The following is an 18,922-nucleotide window of genomic DNA, read 5'->3' as shown; positions in this document are numbered from 1 at the left end:
GCGTCAGGCCTTGCGCTTGCGGTGATGCCGGACATAGTCCTGCAGGACCTCGCGCAGCACGATGGCCTGGTTGTGTTCGGTGTTGCGGGCGCCGTAGAGCAGGGTCAGCGGACGGTCGCCCGCCGCGTCCAGCAGGGCGGCCATGCGCGCCTGCTGTTCGGGTTCCGCCAGTTCGGCCTGGTAGCGTTGGCGGAATTCTTCCCAGCGTTCTTCGATGTGGCTGAACCATTTGCATAACTCCAGGGTGGGCGCGATGTCGCGGGCCCATTCGTCCAGGTGCAGATCCGCCTTGCGCAGGCCGCGCGGCCACATGCGGTCCACCAGCGCCCGGTAGCTGCCTTCCGGACCCAAGCCTTCATAGACGCGTTGCACGGCGATGGCGGACGGTTTCATGGCGGCTCCAGGGCGGGTGGCGGATCCCGCTACTTTAGCGCCCGCCGTCCGCTTTCAACCCGGGATCAAGGTTTTCCGCGGCGCCAGCGCGCGTGCCGCAGGCGCGCAGCACCAGGAAGCCGACCACGGCGGACGCCAGCGAGCCCGTCAGTACGCCGATCTTGGTGGCGTCGATGGCGGCCGGATCGCTGAATGCCAGGGCGCCGATGAACAGGCTCATGGTGAAGCCGATGCCGCACAGCAGCGACACGCCGTACAGCTGCATGTAGCTGGCGTGGCGCGGCAGGGTGGCAATGCCGCTCTTGATGGCCAACCAGGCAAAGCCGAACACGCCCAGCTGTTTGCCCAGGAACAGGCCCAGCGCCACGCCCAGGGGCACGGGCGCCGCCAGGCTGCCCAGGCCCATGCCGGCGAAAGACACGCCGGCATTGGCGAAGCCGAAGATGGGCACGATCAGTAGGGCGACCGGTTTGTGCAGCGCATGTTCCAGCGCATGCAGGGGCGAGTGCGCGCCGGGATGGCCCTGGTTCTGCGGGCGCAGCGGAATGGTCAGCGCCAGCGCCACGCCGGCCAGCGTGGCATGCACGCCGGACTTCAGGACGAAGTACCAGAGCACGGCGCCGATCAGCAGGTAGGGAGTCAGGCGCAGCACGCCGGCGCGGTTCAGACAGAACAGGCAGACCAGCAGGGCGCCCGCCATGCTCAGCGCGAACACGTTGAGTTCGGCGGTATAGAACAAGGCGATGATGACGATGGCGCCCAGGTCGTCCAGGATGGCCAGCGCCGTCAGGAAGATCTTCAACGAGGTCGGCACGCGGCTGCCCAGCAGCGCCAGGATGCCCAGCGCAAAGGCGATGTCGGTCGCGGCCGGAATGGCCCACCCGCGCAGAGTGTCGGGGCTGCCAAAGTTGATCAGCACGTAGATCAGGGCGGGCAAGGCCATGCCGCCCAGGGCGGCGATGCCTGGCAGCACGATGCGGGCGGCGCCGCGCAGTTGGCCGTCCAGGACTTCACGCTTGATCTCAAGCCCGACCAGCAGGAAGAACACCGCCATCAGGCCGTCGTTGATCCAGTGCAGTACGGTTTCCTTGAGCACGACAGGCCCCGCCTGGAAGCCGAGCTTGGTCTCCAGCACGCTGAAATAGACGGGTGCGGCCGGGCTGTTGGCGACCACCAGCGCGACCAGCGCGGCCAGCATCAGGACATAGCCGCCCAGCGCCTCGGAACGGAGGAACGATTGCAGGAACGAGACCGGCTTTTGGGGAGGGACGGCCTGGAAACTCATGCAGTACCGCCCTTGCTTACGTTTTGATAAGATGCGCGTTTCATTCCTGAATTTTACCTGAATTCATCTTTCGGGATTCCTCTACGTCGTCGAACATCTTTCAATTATTCGAAAAAACAGCTTATCAGCGTCGAATTGTTGGCGTTGCTTGTCCGGCGACCAAACCCTTTCCCTCGAATCCCGACCAGTCCGTGGCCAGCAACGCCGCCTGGCGACTCTTGCTAGCCAAATGCCATTACGCCCTCTTACGGTATTGACCTACACGCCCGCCAAGCCCGGCGCCGCGAGCCGCCTGGTGGATGTTGGCGAAGCGCTCACGGCGCCTGCGGCCCAGAGTCCCCATGGCGTCTATCAGACCCGGCAACTGATTCCCAGCACACGCCTGTTGGGCTGGGCGCGGGCCGGTGCGCGCTTCGATCTGTCCCGCACCGGTTCCGTGCGCGTCTGGTCCGATGGCCAGCTGCACGCCGCCGAATGCCCGCGCGACTGCGCCAGCGCGGGCGCGGCGGCCCTGGAGCAGGAAGACATCGCCTACCTGGAAGCCTACCTGCTATCGCAGGGCCGTTGCTGGAGCGACGCGGACGCCTCGCAGGGCGGCCAGTCCTGATCATGCCGAATTCCATCGAATCCCTCCAGGGCCGGCCGGACCCCGAAGCGCGCCTGCGCATCCTGCACACGGAAGCGGCCACCTCGTTCGGCGGCCAGGAGTTCTGCATCTACAAGGAAATGATAGCCATGCGCGAGCGTGGCCACCATCTGGAAGCGGTCTGCCAGCCGGAGGCGGAACTCGGCACGCGCTTGCGCGAGGCCGGCTTCACCGTGCACCTCATTCCCATGGATGGCCCGCTCAACTTCGTGCGCGGCGTCGCGTTCGTGCGCCGGCTGCTGCGCCGCGGGCGCTTTGACGTGGTCAATACGCATAGCCGCCGCGATACGGTCCTGGGTGCGTTTGCGGCGCGCCTGGCGGGCACGCCTCTCATCGTGCGCACGCGCCATCTGGCCAAGCCCATCAATTCCCTCTACGCCTATACGTGGCTGGCGCATCGCGTCATCGCCGTCAGCCGTTACGTGCGTGGCCAGTTGCTGGACGGCGGCGCGCGGCCGGAGGCCATCGCCACCATCCATTCGCCCGTGGTGCTGCCTCAGGTGCATGGCGGCGTCTGCGTCAGGCGCGAGCTTGGCCTGCCGGAGGATGCGCTGGTGGTCGGCTGCGTGGCCGTGATGAGGGCGGACAAAGGGCATTGCGACCTGATCGACGCTTTTCGCCGTATCGCCGCCACGTTTCCGCAGGCGCATCTGGTGCTGGTGGGCGAGGGCCAGCCCATGGCGGGGCAGTTGCAGGCGCAGGTGGAGGCATTGGGCCTGGCGCACCGCGTGCATTTCACCGGCCGGCGCGACGACATCGGCAATGTCCTGACAGCCTTCGACGTGTTTGCGCTGCCGACGCTGCGCGAGGCGCTGGGCACTGTCTTCATCGAGGCCGCGGCCATGGGGGTGCCGGTCATAGGCACCGACGTGGGCGGCGTGCCGGAAACCATGCAGGCGGGCGTGACCGGCCTGTTGGTGCCGCCCGGCGATCCTGCGGCGCTGGCGGGAGCGCTGGAAAGCCTGCTGGCCGATCCGGCGCTGCGCCGCCGCATGGGCGATGCGGGCCGCGAGCTGATCCGCGGGCAAGGCCTGTTTTCCGCCGAGCGCACAGCCGGCCTGGTTGAACAGGCTTACGCCGGCTGGCTGGCGGAACTGCGGGGGCCTGCGCGCGCTGCCTGAGGCGGGCGGCGGCTCAGTGCCAGAGCAGGGCGTTCATGGCCTCGACCAGCCGGTCGCGGTAACGCGGCAGCAGCGCCTGCACGCGCGCCTGACGTTCCTTCCATTCGGCGGATTCCGCGCCGGCGGCGATGCGCGGCGGCGCCCAGATCGGGTCGGGGAAATGGCGGTCGCCGCGCCAGCGCGGGATCACGTGCCAGTGCAGGTGCGGCACCATGTTGCCCAGCGAGGCCAGGTTGATCTTGTCCGGTCCCAGGACCGATTGCTGCGCTTCTTCGACCACGTACACGGCGCGCATCAGCAGGTCGCGGCCGTGCGTGGACAGGCTGGTCATCTCGGCCAGATGGCCGTTCCAGATTACCCGCGTGAAGCCCGGATAGTCGGCGTCCTCGACCTCGACGATGCGCAGATGCGGGCCGCGCCACAGCAGCGTGCCGCCGTCTTCCTGGCACAGCGGACAGTTGGGGTCGCGTGCGCTCACGGCATCACCTTGCGGTACTGGATGAAGCCCGAGCGGTCGGCGATGCGGTCGTAGAGCTGGATGGCGGTGGCGTTGGTTTCATGCGTCAGCCAGTACACGCGCGCGCAATTGGCGGCGGCGGCTTGCGCGTACACGTGTTCGATCAGCTTGCGGCCGGCGCCGGTGCCGCGCACGTCCGGATCCACGTACAGGTCTTGCAGATAGCAGTAGTCGCCCGCGGTCCAGGTGGAGCGGTGGAAGATCCAGTGCACCATGCCGACGGCCCGGCCGCTTTCGTACGCCAGCGCCGCGTGCATGGGTTCGGCGGGGTCCAGGAAGCGCGCCCAGGTGTTGCGCGTGACGGCGTCGTCGATGTTGACGCGATAGAACTCCTGGTAGCCCTTCCATAGCGGCAGCCAGGCTTCGAAGTCGGCGGCGACGATGGGACGGATTTCTGCGGTACTCATGGCTTGCGGCCTCCAGGCGGGATTCAGAGTTGGTCTTCCATGGCTTCGACGATGTGTCGCAGCACTTGCAATCGAGCGTAGCGCTTGTCGTTGGCGGACACCAGATGCCACGGCGCATGCGCGAGGTCGGTGCGCGCCAGCATCTCGTTGGCGGCATCCGCGTAGTCCTTCCATTTGTCGCGATTGCGCCAGTCGTCGGGTGTGATCTTGAAGTTCTTGAAGGGCGAGTTCTCGCGCTCCTTGAAGCGCTCCAGCTGCACGTCCGGCGTCACCGCCAGCCAGAACTTCAGCACCAGCGCGCCGCTGGCGGCCAGTTGCCCCTCGAAGTCGTTGATCTCGGCGTAGGCGCGGCGCCAGCAGGCGGGCGCGGTCAGTTTTTCGACGCGCTCGACCAGCACGCGGCCGTACCAGGAGCGGTCGAAGATGGCGATGCGGCCATGGCGCGGCACGTGGCGCCAGAAGCGCCACAGATAGGGCCGGGCCAGCTCTTCGCTGGTGGGGGCGGATATGGGCGTGATGTCGAACTGGCGCGCATCCAGCGCATGCGTGACGCGCCGGATCGCGCCGCCCTTGCCGGCCGCGTCCTGGCCTTCGAACACCAGCACCAGCGAACGCTCCTGGAATTTCTTTGAACGCGCGGCGCGCGCCAGCCGGCCTTGCAGCAGGCCCAGTTCGGATTCGTAGTCGTCCTTGTCGGTCTTGGCGTCGTAGTCCAGTTCGCCCAGGCGGTCGACGACGCGCGTGGTCCTGGCATGCGCCACGAAGGCGGCCGGAATGCGCGGCACGCCGCGCTGGCGCATGGCGGCCAACACGGCTTCGGCGGTGCGCGCGGCGCGCATGTCTTCGTCCGCGCTGGGGATCACGACCCAGGGGGCGTGGCCGCAGTCCGTGCGGTTCAGCACCACCTGGCCGGCGTTGCGGATGCGGTCGTACTTTTTGTAGACCTTCAGGTCGATCGGGCTGACCTGCCAGGAGGTTTCCGGGCTGGCCAGCAGGCGCTCGGCCCGCTCTTTCTGTGCCTTGGCCGACAAATGGAACCAGAGCTTGACGATCTGCACTCCCTCGGCGGCGAGCATGGCCTCGAAGTGGCGGATCGCGGCGGCCTGCGCCTCGATGCTGTTCTGGTCGGGCTTCTTGCGCGTGGCCTCATACAGCAGCGATGCGTACCAGGAGCCGAACACGATGCCGGTGCTGCCCTTGGGCGGCAGGTCGTTCCAGTAGCGCCAGAACGGCGGACGCTCCAGCGCGGCGCCTTCGCGCGGGCCGTAGGCCAGCGTCTTGATGTGGCGCGGATCCATCCATTCGTTCAGCAGGTTGACGGTGGCGCCCTTGCCGGCGCCGTCTATGCCCGCGATGACCACCAGCAGCGTCTTGTCCGCTTTCTGCAGGCGCTGATACTGCGCGTTCAGCAACGCGACGCGCAGCTTCGCCTCCAATGGCTTGAACTCTTCCTTGGATAGGCTGGGGTCGGCTTCGGCTTCTGCAAACATGGGGGATCCGTCTGATCGGCAATTCTGCGATCGGACGATCTTGCGGGATAAGCCCCGGGCGCGCAAGCCCGGCGCGAGGCTCGGTCAGAGCGCGTCGACGGGGATCTTCAGGTAGCGCACGCCGTTGTCCTCGGGCGGCGGGAAATGGCCGGCGCGGATGTTCACCTGGATGGCGGGCAGGATCAGGGTGGGCATGGAGAGCGTAGCGTCGCGCCGCGTGCGCATGGCCACGAAGTCTGCTTCGGCGACGCCGTCGCGCACGTGGATGTTGGCGCGGCGCTGTTCGGCTACCGTGGTCTGCCAGGAGGCGTCGCGCCCGGCCGGCGGGTAGTCGTGGCACATGTACAGCCGCGTCTCGGCGGGCAGGCCCAGCAGGCGCTGGATGGAACGGTACAGCTGATGGGCGTCGCCGCCGGGGAAGTCACAGCGCGCCGTGCCCACGTCCGGCATGAACAGCGTGTCGCCGACGAAGGCCGCGTCGCCGATCAGGTAGGCCATGTCAGCCGGCGTATGGCCAGGCACGTGGATGGCCTGCGCCGTCAGCGCGCCGATGCGGAAGGTTTCGCCGTCCTTGAACAGATGGCCGAATTGCGAGCCGTCCAGCTGGAACTCCGGCTCCAGGTTGAAGATCTTTTTGAACACGCCCTGCACGGTCTGGATGCTTTGGCCGATGGCAATGACGCCGCCAAGCTGTCGCTGCAAGTAGGGCGCGGCCGACAGATGGTCGGCATGGGCATGGGTTTCCAGCAGCCATTCGGTCTTCAGGCCATGCTGGCGTACGTAATCCGCCACCCGGTCGGCGCTGGCGGTGCTGCTGCGGCCGGACTTGGGGTCGTAGTCCAGCACCGAGTCGATGATGGCGCAGGCGCCGCCCGGCGCGGGCTCATGCACGACGTAGGTGACGGTGGCGGTGACGGGATCGAAAAAGGCCTGGATCTGGGGAGACATGGACGCTCGCATCGCAGCGAGTCGCTGCACGATGAAACACTATATATATTTCAATAATATTGTTGGATATTATATTGGTCAATATAATGATCAAACTCCATCTAGCCGATTGATACGCATCAAATGAATGACGCCCTGACCGAGTGCGAGGTCGCCGCCTTGCGCGAATCCGCCTCCCAGGCCTGCGCGCTCCTCAAGGCGCTGGCCAACGAAGACCGCCTGCTGCTGCTGTGCCAGCTGGTCCAGAACGAACGCAATGTGAGCGAACTCGAATCGCTCACCGGCATCCGCCAGCCCACCTTGTCCCAGCAACTGGGCGTGCTGCGCGACGAAGGCCTGGTCGCGACCCGGCGCGAGGGCAAGTACGTCTACTACCAGATGGCCAGTTTCGAGGTCAGCCAAGTGATGAAGACGCTTTCCAGTTTGTACTGCGGCCGGACCATGGAGTCACTGGAGTCGCTCAAATGAACATGGACTGGTCCGCCTTCACGCCTTGGTCCGCTGGCGCGGGCGGCCTGCTCATCGGCGCCGCAGCCGTGCTGCTGATGGCCGGGGCGGGGCGGATCGCGGGCATCAGCGGCATCCTGGGCGGCCTGCTGCCGCCCGAGCGCGGCGGCATGTGGCGGCTGGCCTTTCTGTTGGGCGTGTTCGCTGCGCCCTGGCTGTACCGCCTGGGCAGCGCCTTGCCGCCCATCGTGGTCGAAGCCGGCACGACGCGCCTGATCGTGGCGGGTCTGCTGGTGGGGATCGGCACCCGCTATGCCTCGGGTTGCACCAGCGGCCACGGCGTCTGCGGCGTGTCGCGCGGATCGCGCCGGTCGCTCACCGCCACCGCCTTGTTCATGGCCGCGGGTTTTGCCGTGGTCTACGTCACCCGCCATCTGGGGGGACTTTGACATGGTGGCATTGATCGCATTCGGGTCGGGCCTGGTGTTCGGGCTGGGCCTCATCATTTCCGGCATGGCCAATCCGGCCAAGGTGCTGGGTTTTCTGGACCTGGCCGGCGCCTGGGATCCGTCACTGGCCTTCGTGATGGGTGGCGCCGTGCTGGTCACGGCGGCGGGCTTCGCGCTCTTGCGGCGGCGTCGTGCCAGCTTGTCGGGCGAGCCGCTGCGCTGGCCCACGGCTACGCGCGTGGACGTGCGACTGGCCGTGGGCAGCCTGGCGTTCGGCGCGGGCTGGGGCCTGGCGGGCTTCTGCCCAGGACCCGCGCTGGTGGCCGCATCCGCCGGCGTGTCCGAAGCGCTGATCTTCGTGGCCGCCATGGTTGCCGGCATGGCGATATTTTCAGTCCTGGAAAAATTCAAAAGCCGGTAAACCGGCGAGGAGACAAGCATGCCGACAGCAGAGGCGCAGCGCGATTTCGATGTGGTGGTGGTGGGCGGCGGATCGGCGGGCATAGGCGTCACCGCCAGTCTGCTGCGTCGCCGCCCGGACCTGCGCATCGGCGTCATCGAACCCAGCGACAAGCACTACTACCAGCCGGCCTGGACGCTGGTGGGCGGCGGCGCTTTCGACATCGCCAAGACCGTGCGCCCGACCCGCGACGTCATGCCCAGGCGCGCCACTTGGCTGCAGGCGGCAGCGGCGGGCTTCGAACCCGAGGCCAACCGCGTGCTGCTGTCCGACGGCCGGGCGGTGAGCTACCAGCAACTGATCGTCTGCCCCGGCCTGCGCCTGGCGTGGGACAAGGTCGAGGGCCTGGCCGACACGCTGGGCAAGAACGGCGTCAGCTCCAACTACCGCTATGACCTGGCGCCCTATACCTGGGAACTGGTGCGCGGGTTGAAGGGCGGGCGGGCGCTGTTCACGCAGCCGGCCATGCCCATCAAATGCGCCGGCGCGCCGCAAAAGGCCATGTACCTGGCCTGCGACCACTGGAAGCGCACCGGCGTGCTGGACCGCATCGACGTGGAGTTCGACCTGGCGGGCGCGGCGCTGTTCGGCGTGCCGACGTTCGTTCCGCCGCTGATGCGCTATGTCGAAAGCTACGGCATCGCGCTGGCCTTCAACTCTGCGCTGGTGGCGGTGGACGGCGCGGCGCGCAAGGCCTGGTTCGATCTCAAGAACGCCGACGGCGCGGTGACGCGCCTGGAAAAATCCTTCGACATGCTGCATGCGGTGCCGCCGCAGGTGCCGCATGACTTCCTGAAGAACAGCCCGCTGGCGGACGCCGCCGGCTGGTGCGAAGTGGACCCGTCCACGCTGTTGCACGTGCGCCATGGCAACGTGTTCGGGCTGGGCGACGGCATCTGCACCAGCAACGCCAAGACCGCCGCGGCCGCGCGCAAGCAGATCGTCACGGTGGCGGAAAACTTGCTGGCGCTGCGCGAAGGCCATGCCATGCCCGTCAAGTACGACGGCTATGGCTCCTGCCCGCTGACGGTGGAGCGCGGACGCATCGTGCTGGCCGAGTTCGGTTACGGCGGCAAGCTGCTGCCCACGTTCCCGCTGGACCCGACCGTGCCGCGCAAGAGCGCCTGGTTCCTCAAGGCGACGCTGCTGCCCTGGATCTACTGGAACGGCATGCTCAAGGGCCGCGAATGGCTGGCCCGCCCGTTGGGCAACTGAGCGTCTCATGATCGATACGGTATTGGCCGTCAGTGCGGCGCTGGGGGCGTGCGTCGGCCTGATACTCGGGCTGACCGGCGCGGGCGGCGCCATCATGGCGGTGCCTCTGTTGGTCTTCGGCCTGCACTTGCAGGTGTCGCAGGCCGCGCCCATCGCCTTGTTGGCGGTGGGGTTGTCGGCTGCGCTGGGCGCGGTGCTGGGCTTGCGCAAAGGGCAGGTGCGCTATCGCGCGGCGGGCTTCATGGCCGTTACCGGCATCCTGGTGTCGCCGCTGGGCTTGTGGGCGGCGCGGCGTCTGCCCAATGCGCCGTTGGCCATCATCTTCGCCGGCGTGCTGGGCATGGTGGCCTGGCGCATGTGGAACCAAGGCAACAAGCCGGCGGCGCAGGCCGCGCCGCGCACGCCGCCCTGCCAGCTCAACGCCAGCACCGGCCGACTGCGCTGGACCGCGCCCTGCGCGCGCGCCTTGACGGGGGCGGGGCTGATCGCCGGCTTCCTGTCCGGCCTCTTGGGCGTGGGGGGCGGCTTCGTCATCGTGCCCGCGCTGCGGCGCGCCACGGACCTCAGCATGCAGGCCATCGTCGGCACCTCGCTGGCAGTGATCGCGTTGGTGTCGGCCAGCGGCGTCGTGGCCGCGGCGGCGGGCGGGCATCTGGACTGGCGCATCGCCGCGCCTTTTACCGCGGCGGCGGTGTTGGGAATGCTGGGCGGGCGCAAGGTGGCCGACCGGTTTCCCCCGCGCCGTCTGCAGCAGAGTTTCGCGCTATTCGCGGGCCTGGTGGCCGTGGCGATGCTGATGAAGGGTGTGCTGGCGCTGCTCGCGGCCGCATGAGGCCGCGAGCCGTCGCGCTTACTCGTAGGTGCGGATATCGTCGATGACCTTGCCATCGTTGGGCAGGCCATCCGCATCCACCCACTCCACGTCGCTGCGCAGCTTGGTCACGTCGCGCACCGATTCGGCGATGCGCTTGCCGAGCTCTTCGCTGCGCACCCGCGATTCCACTTTGAGCACCATGCGGTCGGAACCCGTGCTGCCGCTGATCACCAGCCGCGCGCGCAGGATCTCGGGATGGCGGCGCGCCACGTCGGCTACCTGCGACGGATGGACGAACATGCCGCGCACCTTGGTGGTCTGGTCCGCACGGCCCATCCAGCCTTTGATGCGGGTGTTGGTGCGCCCGCAGGGAGAGATGCCGGGCATGACGGCGGACAGGTCGCCGGTGCCGAAGCGCACCAGCGGATAGTCCGGATTCAAGGTGGTGACCACGACCTCGCCGACCTCGCCATCCGGCACGGGTTCGCCGGTGCCGGGGCGCACGATCTCGACGATGATGTCTTCGCCCAGCACCAAGCCCTCACGCGCCGGCGTTTCAAACGCGACCATGCCCAGGTCGGCGCTGCCGTAGGCCTGGTAGCCGTCGATGCCGCGCGCGGCCAGCCAGTCGCGCAGGGATGGGGGGAATGCTTCGCCGGACACCAGCGCGCGGCGTAGCGAATCCAGCTTCACACCCAGTTCGTCGGCCTTTTCAAGGATGATCTTGAGGAAGCTGGGCGTGCCGGTATAGCCGGTGGGCGCCAGATCCTGGATCGCGCGCACCTGCTGTTCCGTCTGGCCGGTGCCGCCGGGAAACACGGTGCAGCCCACGGCATGCGCCGCGGTTTCCATCATGGAGCCCGCGGGTGTGAAGTGATAGGAAAAGCAGTTGTAGGCCAGCTCGCCGGCGCGAAACCCGGCCGCGTGCAGGGCGCGGGCAAAGCGCCAATAATCGCTGCGCGCGCTCTCCGGCTCATAGATGGGGCCGGGAGACGCGAACACCCGCATCGCCTCGCCCCAACCGATGGCGGAGAAGCCGCCGAAGGCTTTCTGCGGTCCGGCAGGCGCGGCCGCGTCGGCGCGGCTGTGCTGCTGGCGTTCCAGCAGTTCGTGCTTGCGCAGCACCGGCAGGGTCGCCAGCGCCGCGCGCGACGTGATGGTGGCGGGGTCGATGCCGCGCAGCTGCTCGGCGATGGCGGGCGCACGCGCAATGGCCCGCGCGATCGCGCCGGGCAGGGCGGCCATCAGCTCGCGCTCGCGTTGCTCGGGCGCTCTGGTTTCGAGAATATCGAAAAACTGGGACATGGGATCACACCCTCTCGTATGCCAGGAATCACGCCAGCCAGCGCTTGCGCCGGCGGTAGAACTTGTTGTCGCGGAAACTCTTGCGTTCGCCGCTGGAGATGCCCAGATAGAACTCTTTCACGTCCTCGTTCTGGGCCAGGTCGGCCGCCGCGCCATCCATCATCACGCGGCCGTTTTCCAGGATGTAGCCGTAGTCGGCGTAGCGCAGCGCAATGTTGGTGTTCTGCTCGGCCAAGAGGAAGCTGACGCGCTCGCGCTGGTTCAGGTCGCGCACGATCTCGAAAATTTCTTCGACGATCTGCGGCGCCAGCCCCATGGAGGGCTCGTCCAGCAAGATCATGTTGGGGTTGGCCATCAGCGCGCGGCCGATGGCAGTCATCTGCTGTTCGCCGCCCGAGGTGTAGCCGGACTGGCTGGCGCGGCGCTGCTTCAGGCGGGGGAAATACTGGTAGACGCGGTCCAGCGCCGCCGCGGTATCGGCGCGGCTCATGCTGCGCGTGTAGGCGCCGGTCAGCAGGTTTTCCTCGATGGTCAGGTGGGCAAAGCAATGCCGGCCTTCCATCACCTGCACCACTCCGCGCTTGACCAATTCCGCCGGCGACAGCTTTTCGATGCGCTGGTTGCGGTACTGGATATGGCCCTTGGTGACGTCGCCGCGCTCGCCCTTGAGCAGGTTCGAAATGGCGCGCAAGGTGGTGGTCTTGCCCGCGCCGTTAGCGCCCAGCAAGGCCACGATCTTGCCTTCCGGCACTTGCAGGGAAACGCCCTTGAGCACCAGGATCACGTGGTTGTAGATCACCTCGATGCCGTTCACGTCGAGCAGCACCTTGGGGGTGTCTGCGGGTACTGCGGAAGTCGTTGCAGCGGTCATGGCTGTTCCTGCGGCTTGGTGGCCGCCGGCCCCTTATGCGGGACCGGCGGCCGGTTCACATCAGTTCTCGCAAGTGCGGGGCGTGATGTTCTTTTCTTTCGCGTATTTCGCTGCGCTTTCCTTAACCATCGGATCCAGGATGGTCTTGTCGGCCTGATACCAGTCGGAGACCACCTTGAACTTCGCGCCGTCCCACTGCACGATGCGGGCCCAGTCGTCGCCCTTGTGGTTGCTGCACGAGGTCTTGACCGGACGCATGATCTGGCCGAAGCCCAGCTTGTCCAGCTTTTCCTGCGTCAGGTTCAGGTTCTCGAAGCCCCAGCGGACCTGCTCTGGCGTCAGCGCCTTGCCCTTGCCGAACTTTTCCTGCGCGGTGCGGATCGCTTCCACCTGCAGCATCGAGATCATCATGCCGCGGGTGTGGGCGATGGTGCCCAGCGTGGTCTTGCCGGTCTTGTCCGAACCCTGGCCCTTGTCGTAGACGAACTTCTTCAGGTCGTCGTAGACCTTGTCGTGCTCGGCGCCGCTGTTGTGGATGGTGATGGCGTTGTAGCCCTTGGCGACATCGCCCAGGTCCTTCACGTCGCCTTCAGAGCCGGCCCACCAGATGGCGTACATCTTGTCGCGCGGATAGCCGCTGGCCTGGGCTTCGCGGATGGCGGTCGGCGTCATGATGCCGGCGCTCCACAGCAGCACGTAGTTGGGGCGCGCCTGGCGGATCTGCAGCCAGGTGGACTTCTGTTCCACGCCGGGGGCGGTCACGGGATAGAGCACCAGCTCGAAGCCTTCCTTGGCCGCGCGCTTCTGCAGCAGGGGGATCGGCTCCTTGCCATACGGCGAGTCGTGGTAGACCAGGGCGATCTTCTTGCCCTTGAGCTTGTCCATGCCGCCTTCTTTCTTGGCGATGTCCTGGATCATCACGTCGGCCGCGGTCCAGTAGGTGCCCAGCAGCGGGAAGTTCCACTCGAACACGCTGCCATCGACCGACTGCGACAGGCCGTAGCCCATCGTTTCGACCGGGACCTTGTCGACCATGGCCTTGTCGCTGACGGCGAAGGTGATGCCGGTGGACTGGGTGTCGAAGCCCGATGCGCCGGTGCCCTTGCCCTTCAGGCGCTCGTAGCATTCCACGCCGCGGTCGGTGGCATAGGCGGTTTCGCATTCCTCGTACGTGATCTTGACGCCGTTGACGCCGCCATCGCGTTCGTTGACCAGCTTCAGATAGTCCAGCTTGCCGTCGGCCCAGGGAATGCCCAGGGGCGCGAAGGACCCGGTGCGATACACCAGCAACGGAACGAACTGCTCTTCCGCCGCCATTGCCGGCGTGGCCACGGCGCCTGCGGCGCCGGCTGCGGCCATCAAAGCTGCCGCCAACTTCAGGTTAAGACGCTTCATCTCCATTTACCTCCTGCGTGGTGTTTGGGTCAGTAAACCCTGGGACACCGGGATTGGCCCGGTCTTGAGCCGGGTATTCAGGATGCCGGTTGCAGCGCTCATGCCGCTACTGCCGACGGTGATCAAAACTTAGGCCACTCCATCCGGGCCGCGGCGGATCCGGCTTTGCCGGTCCCCAGCGGCGCCCCCTTGAGGGGGAAGCGCCGAAGGCGCTTCGGGGGTGGGTCTTATCCTTAATGCGGGAAGGGCCAGATGCGCAACTTCTCCTTGCCGATGCTCCACAGCCTGGCCAGCCCGTGCGGTTCGGCGATCAGGAAGAACACGATCAGCGCGCCGAACACCATGTGTTCGATGTGCGCGGCCGTGTCCACCGACAGCGGGATGCCCAGCGCATGCGGGATGTTGGACAGCGCCACCGGCACCAGCACGATGAAGGCCGCGCCGAAGAAGCTGCCGATGATCGAACCCAGCCCGCCGATGATGACCATGAACAGCAGCTGGAACGAACGCGTCAGGTCGAACGCCAGCGGTTCCCAGGACCCCAGGTGGATGTAGCCCCACAAGGCCCCGGCCACGCCGACGATGAACGAGCTGACCGCGAAGGCCGTGAGCTTGGCGTACATGGGGCGGATGCCGATGACGGAGGCAGCCACGTCCATGTCGCGGATCGCCATCCACTGGCGGCCGATGGCGCCGCGCACCAGGTTCTTGGCCAGCAGGCTGAAGATCACGACCAGGATCAGCACGAACAAGTACTTTTCCAGCGCGCTCTGCACCGGCAGGCCGAAGGCGGTCAGCGGCGGCACCGAGACGTTGCCGGATGACGAGTAGTTGGTGAAGAAGGGAATGCGCAGGAACGCCCAGTCCACGAAGAACTGCGCGGCCAGCGTCGCCACCGCCAGGTACAGGCCGCGGATGCGCAGGCTGGGTATGCCGAAGATCACGCCCACGATGGTGGCGAAGAAGCCGCCCAGCAGGATCTGGATGACCAGCGGCATGCCGGGAAAGCGCACGCCGAAGTTCCAGGCTGCATAGGCGCCCACCGCCATGAAGGCGCCCGTGCCCAGCGAGATCTGGCCGCAATAGCCCACCAGGATGTTCAGGCCCACGGCGGCCAGCGCCAGGATCAGGAACGGGATCAGGATGGCGCGCAGCAGGTAGTCGCTGGCCATGGCCGGGATGGCGATGAACGCCACCGCCAGCAGCAGCCAGATGAAGATGCGGTCCTGGCGGATCGGAAAGATCTGCTGGTCAGCGCGATAGCTGGTCTTGAATTGGCCGTTTTCGCGATAGAACATGTTTTTATCCTAGAGGGCCTGTGGGCTCAGACACGGTCGATGATCTTCTCGCCGAACAGCCCTTGCGGACGGAACAGCAGGAACACCAGCGCCAGCACATAGGCGAACCAGATTTCGATACCGCCGCCTACCAGCGACCCCAGATAGACCTCGGACAGCTTTTCCCCCACGCCGATGATCAGGCCGCCCAGGATGGCGCCCGGCACCGAAGTCAGGCCGCCCAGGATCACCACCGGCAGCGCCCGCAGCGCCGCGGTGGACAGCGTGAACTGCACGCCAAATTTCGAGCCCCAGATGATCCCGGCCACCAGCGCCACCAGCCCCGCCACGCTCCAGACGATCACCCAGATGCGGTTCAGCGGAATGCCGATGGACTGCGCGGCCTGGTGGTCGTCGGCCACCGCGCGCAGGGCGCGGCCGGTCGAGGTGTACTGGAAGAACAGGGCCAGCGCGGCCACCAGCAGGGCGGCGATCACCGCTGCCGTCAGGTCTTCCAGGTTGATCAGCAACCCTCCCTCGAAGACCGAGTCCAGGATCATCAGCGGATCCTTGGGCATGCCGACGTTGATGGAGTACACCGAGCTGCCGAAGGTGATCTGGCCCAGGCCGTCCAGGAAGTAGCTGATGCCCAGCGTGGCCATCAGCAAGGTGGTGGCCTCCTGGTTGACCAGGTGGCGCAGCACGAAGCGTTCGATGGCGACCGCCAGCAGGAACATCACGATGGCGCTGACGATGAAGGCCAGCACATTGGCCAGGATCATGTTGTCAAAGCCGAACCAGCGCGGCAGCCACTCCGAGAAGCGGGCCATGGACAGCGCGGCGACCAGCACCATTGTGCCCTGCGCGAAGTTGAAGACGCCGGATGCCTTGAAGATCAGCACGAAGCCCAGGCCGATCAGCGCGTACAGCATGCCGCTCATCAGGCCGCCGAGTAAGGTCTCTAGAAAAAATCCCATGTCTGTCCGCCTTAGTGCGATACGCCGAGGTAAGCTCGGATCACGTCTTCGTTGGCACGGACCTCGTCCGGCTTGCCGTCGCCGATCTTCTTGCCGTAGTCCAGCACCACGACGCGGTCCGAGATGTCCATGACCACGCCCATGTCGTGCTCGATCAGCACGATGGTGGTGCCGAACTCGTCGTTCACATCCAGGATGAAGCGGCTCATGTCCTGCTTCTCTTCGATGTTCATGCCGGCCATGGGTTCGTCCAACAGCAGCAGGCGCGGCTCCATTGCCAGCGCGCGGCCCAGGTCCACGCGCTTTTGCAGGCCGTAGGGCAGGCGGCCCACGGGCGTCTTGCGGTAGGCCTGGATTTCCAGGAAGTCGACAATGTTCTCGACGAACTCGCGGTGCTTGATTTCTTCGCGCTCGGCCGGGCCCAGGCGGAAGGCCTGGGCCAGCAGTCCGCACTTCATGCGCAGGTTGCGGCCGGTCATGATGTTGTCCAGCACGCTCATGCCCTTGAACAGGGCCAGGTTCTGGAACGTGCGCGCGATGCCCATTTCAGCGGCGCGGCGCGGATTCATGCGCGAGAAGCGCTCGCCGCGGAATTCGATGCCGCCTTGCTGCGGTGTGTAGACGCCGTTGATGACGTTGAGCATCGAGCTCTTGCCGGCGCCGTTGGGGCCGATGATGGCGCGGATCTCGTGTTCGCGCACGTTGAACGAAATGTCCGTCAGCGCTTTCACGCCGCCGAAGGACAGCGAGATGTTCTGCATGTCCAGCATGACGTCGCCAATACGCTGGTCGCGGTCGTTGTTGCTCATGATCTCTACGCGGCCTTGGCGGTGATGGCGGGGAAGGTCTTGACCGGGCGGATCTTCAGGTCCGCCGAGATCTTGCCGGTGCGTCCGTCTTCGAATTTCACTTCGGTCTCGATGAACTGCGATTGCTTGCCGCCAAAGAGCGCGTCAATCAGCACGCCATACTTCTGCGCGATGAAGGCGCGGCGCACCTTGCGCGTGCGGGTCAGTTCGTCGTCGTCCGGATCCAGTTCCTTGTGCAGGATGAGGAAACGGCTGATCTGCGAGGCCGACAGCTTGGGATCGGTGGCCAGGTCGGCGTTGACCTGCTCCACGCATTCGGCGATCAGCTGGTAGACCTCGTCCTTGGAAGCCAGGTCGGTGTAGCCGGCATAGGGCATGCCGCGGCGCTCGGCCCAGTTGCCCACGGCTTCCAGGTCGATGTTGATGAAGGCGCACACGTCGTCGCGGTTGGCGCCGAAGGCGACCGCTTCCTTGATGTGCTGGAAGAACTTGAGCTTGTTCTCGATGTACTTGGGCGCGAACAGGGCGCCATTGGCAAGCTTGCCCACGTCCTTGGCGCGGTCGATGATCTTCAGCTGGCCGTCGGTGTCCAGATAGCCCGCGTCGCCCGTATGGAACCAGCCGTCGGCGCTGCGCGCTTCGGCGGTGGCTTCGGGGTTGCGGTAGTACTCCTTGAAGAGCCCGGGGCTCTTGACCAGGATCTCGCCGTTGTCGGCCACGCGGATCTCCACGCCCTCGACGGGCGGGCCTACCGTGTCGTCGCGCACCTGGCCGTCGGGCTGCACGCAGACGAAGACCGAGGTTTCGGTGGAGCCGTAGAGCTGCTTGAGGTTGATGCCGATGGAGCGGTAGAACACGAACAGGTCGGGGCCGATGGCCTCGCCCGCGGTGTAGGCCACGCGCACGCGGCTCATGCCCAGCGCATTGCGCAGCGGACCGTAGATCATCATGTTGCCCAGCGCGTAGCGCAGGCGGTCCCAGGCGCCGACCTGCTCGCCGTCCAGGATCTTGGCGCCCACGCGGCGGGCGAGCTTCATGCAGGCCGCGAACAGCTTGCGCTTGATCAGCCCCGCGTCTTCCATGCGGATCATCACATGCGTCAGCAGGCCTTCCAGCACGCGCGGCGGCGCGAAGTAATAGGTGGGGCCGATGTCGCGCATGTCGATTGACACGGTGTCGGGCGATTCAGGATGGTTTACGGTAAAGCCCGTGACCAGCAGTTGCGTGTACGAGAACATGTTTTGGCCGATCCAGGCGGGCGGCAGATAGGCCAGCACGTCTTCCTGGTCGGTCAGCTTTTCCATATCGGACACGGCGCGCGCACGGTCGATCAGCGCATGGTGCGTGAGCACCACGCCCTTGGGCTTGCCCGTGGTGCCGGAGGTATAGAACATGGCGGCCGGGTCATGCGGCTGCACGGCGGCGACGGCCTGCTCGAAGAAGCCGGGATGCTGCTTGGCGTATTCGCGGCCCAGCTCTTCCAGCTGTTCATACGAGCGCAGCATCGGGTCGGTGTAATGCCGCAGGCCGCGCGGATCGTCGTACACCACATGCTTGAGCGCGGGACATTGCTCGTGGACTTCGAGCATCTTGTCGACCTGTTCCTGGTCTTCGACGATGGCCACGCTGATCTCGGCGTCCTGCAGCACGTAGACCATTTCCTGCGCCACGGCATCCTGGTAGAGCGGCACCGGTATCGCGCCCAGCGACTGCGCAGCCATCATGGCCATGTACAGGCGCGGACGGTTTTCACCGATCACGGCCACGTGCATGCCGGGCTTGATGCCCAATGCAGCCAAGCCATGCGCAACGTGCCGGACATGCTCCGCCACGTCGGACCACGTTAGGGTTTGCCAGATCCCCAGATCTTTTTCGCGTATGGCGGGCCGCGACCCGCGAACGCTGGCATGCGTGAACAGCAGCGCCGGAAAGGTATCCAGCGCCGCCGGCATCTGTGCAGATGCGGGCGGTGTATGTGCCACGATGTCTCCTCCGGTTTGGGCGCATCGGGCCGGGAGTCCGCGAGAGCGGTGGCGGCGATGAGGCGCTTGACCAGTTGGTTTTAGATTTACGGCAGGAGTTAAGGTATAAGGTTG

General features: G+C 66.2%; 20 protein-coding genes. 7 read left to right on the top strand and 13 right to left on the bottom strand.

The features are described from left to right. Positions 1-3 precede the first annotated feature (3 nt). Positions 4-393: a DUF488 domain-containing protein gene (locus tag IB268_RS21675; protein WP_125471134.1), complete on the bottom strand. Its 390-nt coding sequence runs from the start codon at positions 391-393 to the stop codon at positions 4-6. Between the two features lie 34 nt (positions 394-427). Continuing rightward, positions 428-1,678, bottom strand: a complete 1,251-nt coding sequence (gene nhaA, locus IB268_RS21670) for a Na+/H+ antiporter NhaA (protein ID WP_225591446.1) — start codon at positions 1,676-1,678, stop codon at positions 428-430. 229 nt (positions 1,679-1,907) lie between these two features. On the opposite strand from nhaA, the gene IB268_RS21665 reads away from it, so the two are divergent. Together IB268_RS21665 and IB268_RS21660 are read left to right on the top strand one after the other, a co-directional pair. Then, positions 1,908-2,285 (top strand): hydrogenase, encoded by a 378-nt coding sequence (locus tag IB268_RS21665; RefSeq protein WP_192354785.1) that lies wholly within the window; start codon positions 1,908-1,910, stop codon positions 2,283-2,285. A 2-nt stretch (positions 2,286-2,287) separates the two neighbouring features. Then, positions 2,288-3,445, top strand: a complete 1,158-nt coding sequence (locus tag IB268_RS21660) for a glycosyltransferase family 4 protein (protein ID WP_192354784.1) — start codon at positions 2,288-2,290, stop codon at positions 3,443-3,445. Between the two features lie 13 nt (positions 3,446-3,458). On the opposite strand, the gene IB268_RS21655 is transcribed toward IB268_RS21660, so the two are convergent. The 4 genes from IB268_RS21655 to IB268_RS21640 form a co-directional block, all read right to left on the bottom strand. Continuing rightward, a complete protein-coding gene (locus tag IB268_RS21655) occupies positions 3,459-3,923 on the bottom strand; it encodes an HIT family protein (protein ID WP_192354783.1) in 465 nt (154 codons plus the stop codon). Then, a complete protein-coding gene (locus IB268_RS21650) occupies positions 3,920-4,369 on the bottom strand; it encodes a GNAT family N-acetyltransferase (RefSeq protein WP_059374149.1) in 450 nt (149 codons plus the stop codon). The genes IB268_RS21655 and IB268_RS21650 overlap by 4 nt, the downstream gene beginning before the upstream one ends. Before the next feature lie 23 nt (positions 4,370-4,392). Next, complete coding sequence (gene pap, locus IB268_RS21645; RefSeq protein ID WP_192354782.1) at positions 4,393-5,859, bottom strand: polyphosphate:AMP phosphotransferase; 1,467 nt, start codon at positions 5,857-5,859, stop codon at positions 4,393-4,395. 84 nt (positions 5,860-5,943) lie between these two features. Then, complete coding sequence (locus IB268_RS21640) at positions 5,944-6,807, bottom strand: MBL fold metallo-hydrolase (RefSeq protein WP_119450173.1); 864 nt, start codon at positions 6,805-6,807, stop codon at positions 5,944-5,946. 123 nt (positions 6,808-6,930) lie between these two features. Here IB268_RS21640 and IB268_RS21635 point away from each other — a divergent pair, with 123 nt between their 5' ends. From IB268_RS21635 to IB268_RS21615, 5 genes are read left to right on the top strand one after another with little or no spacing between them, the layout of a single operon-like run. Further along, positions 6,931-7,275 (top strand): helix-turn-helix transcriptional regulator, encoded by a 345-nt coding sequence (locus tag IB268_RS21635; protein WP_054456945.1) that lies wholly within the window; start codon positions 6,931-6,933, stop codon positions 7,273-7,275. Beyond that, positions 7,272-7,703, top strand: coding sequence for a YeeE/YedE family protein (locus IB268_RS21630; RefSeq protein WP_054456943.1), 432 nt, complete (start codon positions 7,272-7,274; stop codon positions 7,701-7,703). The genes IB268_RS21635 and IB268_RS21630 overlap by 4 nt, the downstream gene beginning before the upstream one ends. A gap of 1 nt (position 7,704) precedes the next feature. Further along, the gene (locus IB268_RS21625) at positions 7,705-8,124 is read left to right on the top strand and encodes a DUF6691 family protein (RefSeq protein ID WP_054456941.1); all 420 of its coding nucleotides are present in this window, start codon (positions 7,705-7,707) and stop codon (positions 8,122-8,124) included. A gap of 18 nt (positions 8,125-8,142) precedes the next feature. Next, positions 8,143-9,378 (top strand): FAD/NAD(P)-binding oxidoreductase, encoded by a 1,236-nt coding sequence (locus IB268_RS21620; protein WP_192354781.1) that lies wholly within the window; start codon positions 8,143-8,145, stop codon positions 9,376-9,378. Positions 9,379-9,385: 7 nt separating this feature from the next. After that, the gene (locus tag IB268_RS21615) at positions 9,386-10,210 is read left to right on the top strand and encodes a sulfite exporter TauE/SafE family protein (protein WP_119450175.1); all 825 of its coding nucleotides are present in this window, start codon (positions 9,386-9,388) and stop codon (positions 10,208-10,210) included. 18 nt (positions 10,211-10,228) lie between these two features. Here the strand turns inward: IB268_RS21615 and IB268_RS21610 are convergent, their stop codons facing one another. The 7 genes from IB268_RS21610 to IB268_RS21580 form a co-directional block, all read right to left on the bottom strand. Then, the gene (locus IB268_RS21610; protein WP_175213020.1) at positions 10,229-11,497 is read right to left on the bottom strand and encodes a phenylacetate--CoA ligase family protein; all 1,269 of its coding nucleotides are present in this window, start codon (positions 11,495-11,497) and stop codon (positions 10,229-10,231) included. A gap of 28 nt (positions 11,498-11,525) precedes the next feature. Next, a complete protein-coding gene (locus tag IB268_RS21605) occupies positions 11,526-12,368 on the bottom strand; it encodes an ABC transporter ATP-binding protein (RefSeq protein ID WP_175162418.1) in 843 nt (280 codons plus the stop codon). Between the two features lie 60 nt (positions 12,369-12,428). Beyond that, positions 12,429-13,769, bottom strand: a complete 1,341-nt coding sequence (locus IB268_RS21600; protein WP_175162420.1) for an ABC transporter substrate-binding protein — start codon at positions 13,767-13,769, stop codon at positions 12,429-12,431. A gap of 227 nt (positions 13,770-13,996) precedes the next feature. Beyond that, positions 13,997-15,061, bottom strand: a complete 1,065-nt coding sequence (locus IB268_RS21595; protein WP_054456932.1) for a branched-chain amino acid ABC transporter permease — start codon at positions 15,059-15,061, stop codon at positions 13,997-13,999. A 26-nt stretch (positions 15,062-15,087) separates the two neighbouring features. After that, on the bottom strand, positions 15,088-16,017 hold the full coding sequence (locus tag IB268_RS21590; RefSeq protein ID WP_192354780.1) for a branched-chain amino acid ABC transporter permease: 930 nt from the start codon (positions 16,015-16,017) through the stop codon (positions 15,088-15,090). An 11-nt stretch (positions 16,018-16,028) separates the two neighbouring features. Beyond that, positions 16,029-16,826, bottom strand: coding sequence for an ABC transporter ATP-binding protein (locus IB268_RS21585; protein WP_054456930.1), 798 nt, complete (start codon positions 16,824-16,826; stop codon positions 16,029-16,031). Between the two features lie 5 nt (positions 16,827-16,831). After that, positions 16,832-18,808: a long-chain fatty acid--CoA ligase gene (locus IB268_RS21580; protein WP_119450176.1), complete on the bottom strand. Its 1,977-nt coding sequence runs from the start codon at positions 18,806-18,808 to the stop codon at positions 16,832-16,834. Positions 18,809-18,922 lie beyond the last annotated feature (114 nt).

Source organism: Achromobacter sp. ACM01 (genome assembly GCF_014851745.1).
In the GTDB taxonomy this organism is placed as follows: domain Bacteria; phylum Pseudomonadota; class Gammaproteobacteria; order Burkholderiales; family Burkholderiaceae_B; genus Achromobacter; species Achromobacter aegrifaciens.
The sequence above is the reverse complement of the archived record's forward strand: the minus strand, read 5'-3'. Positions and strand labels throughout refer to the sequence as shown.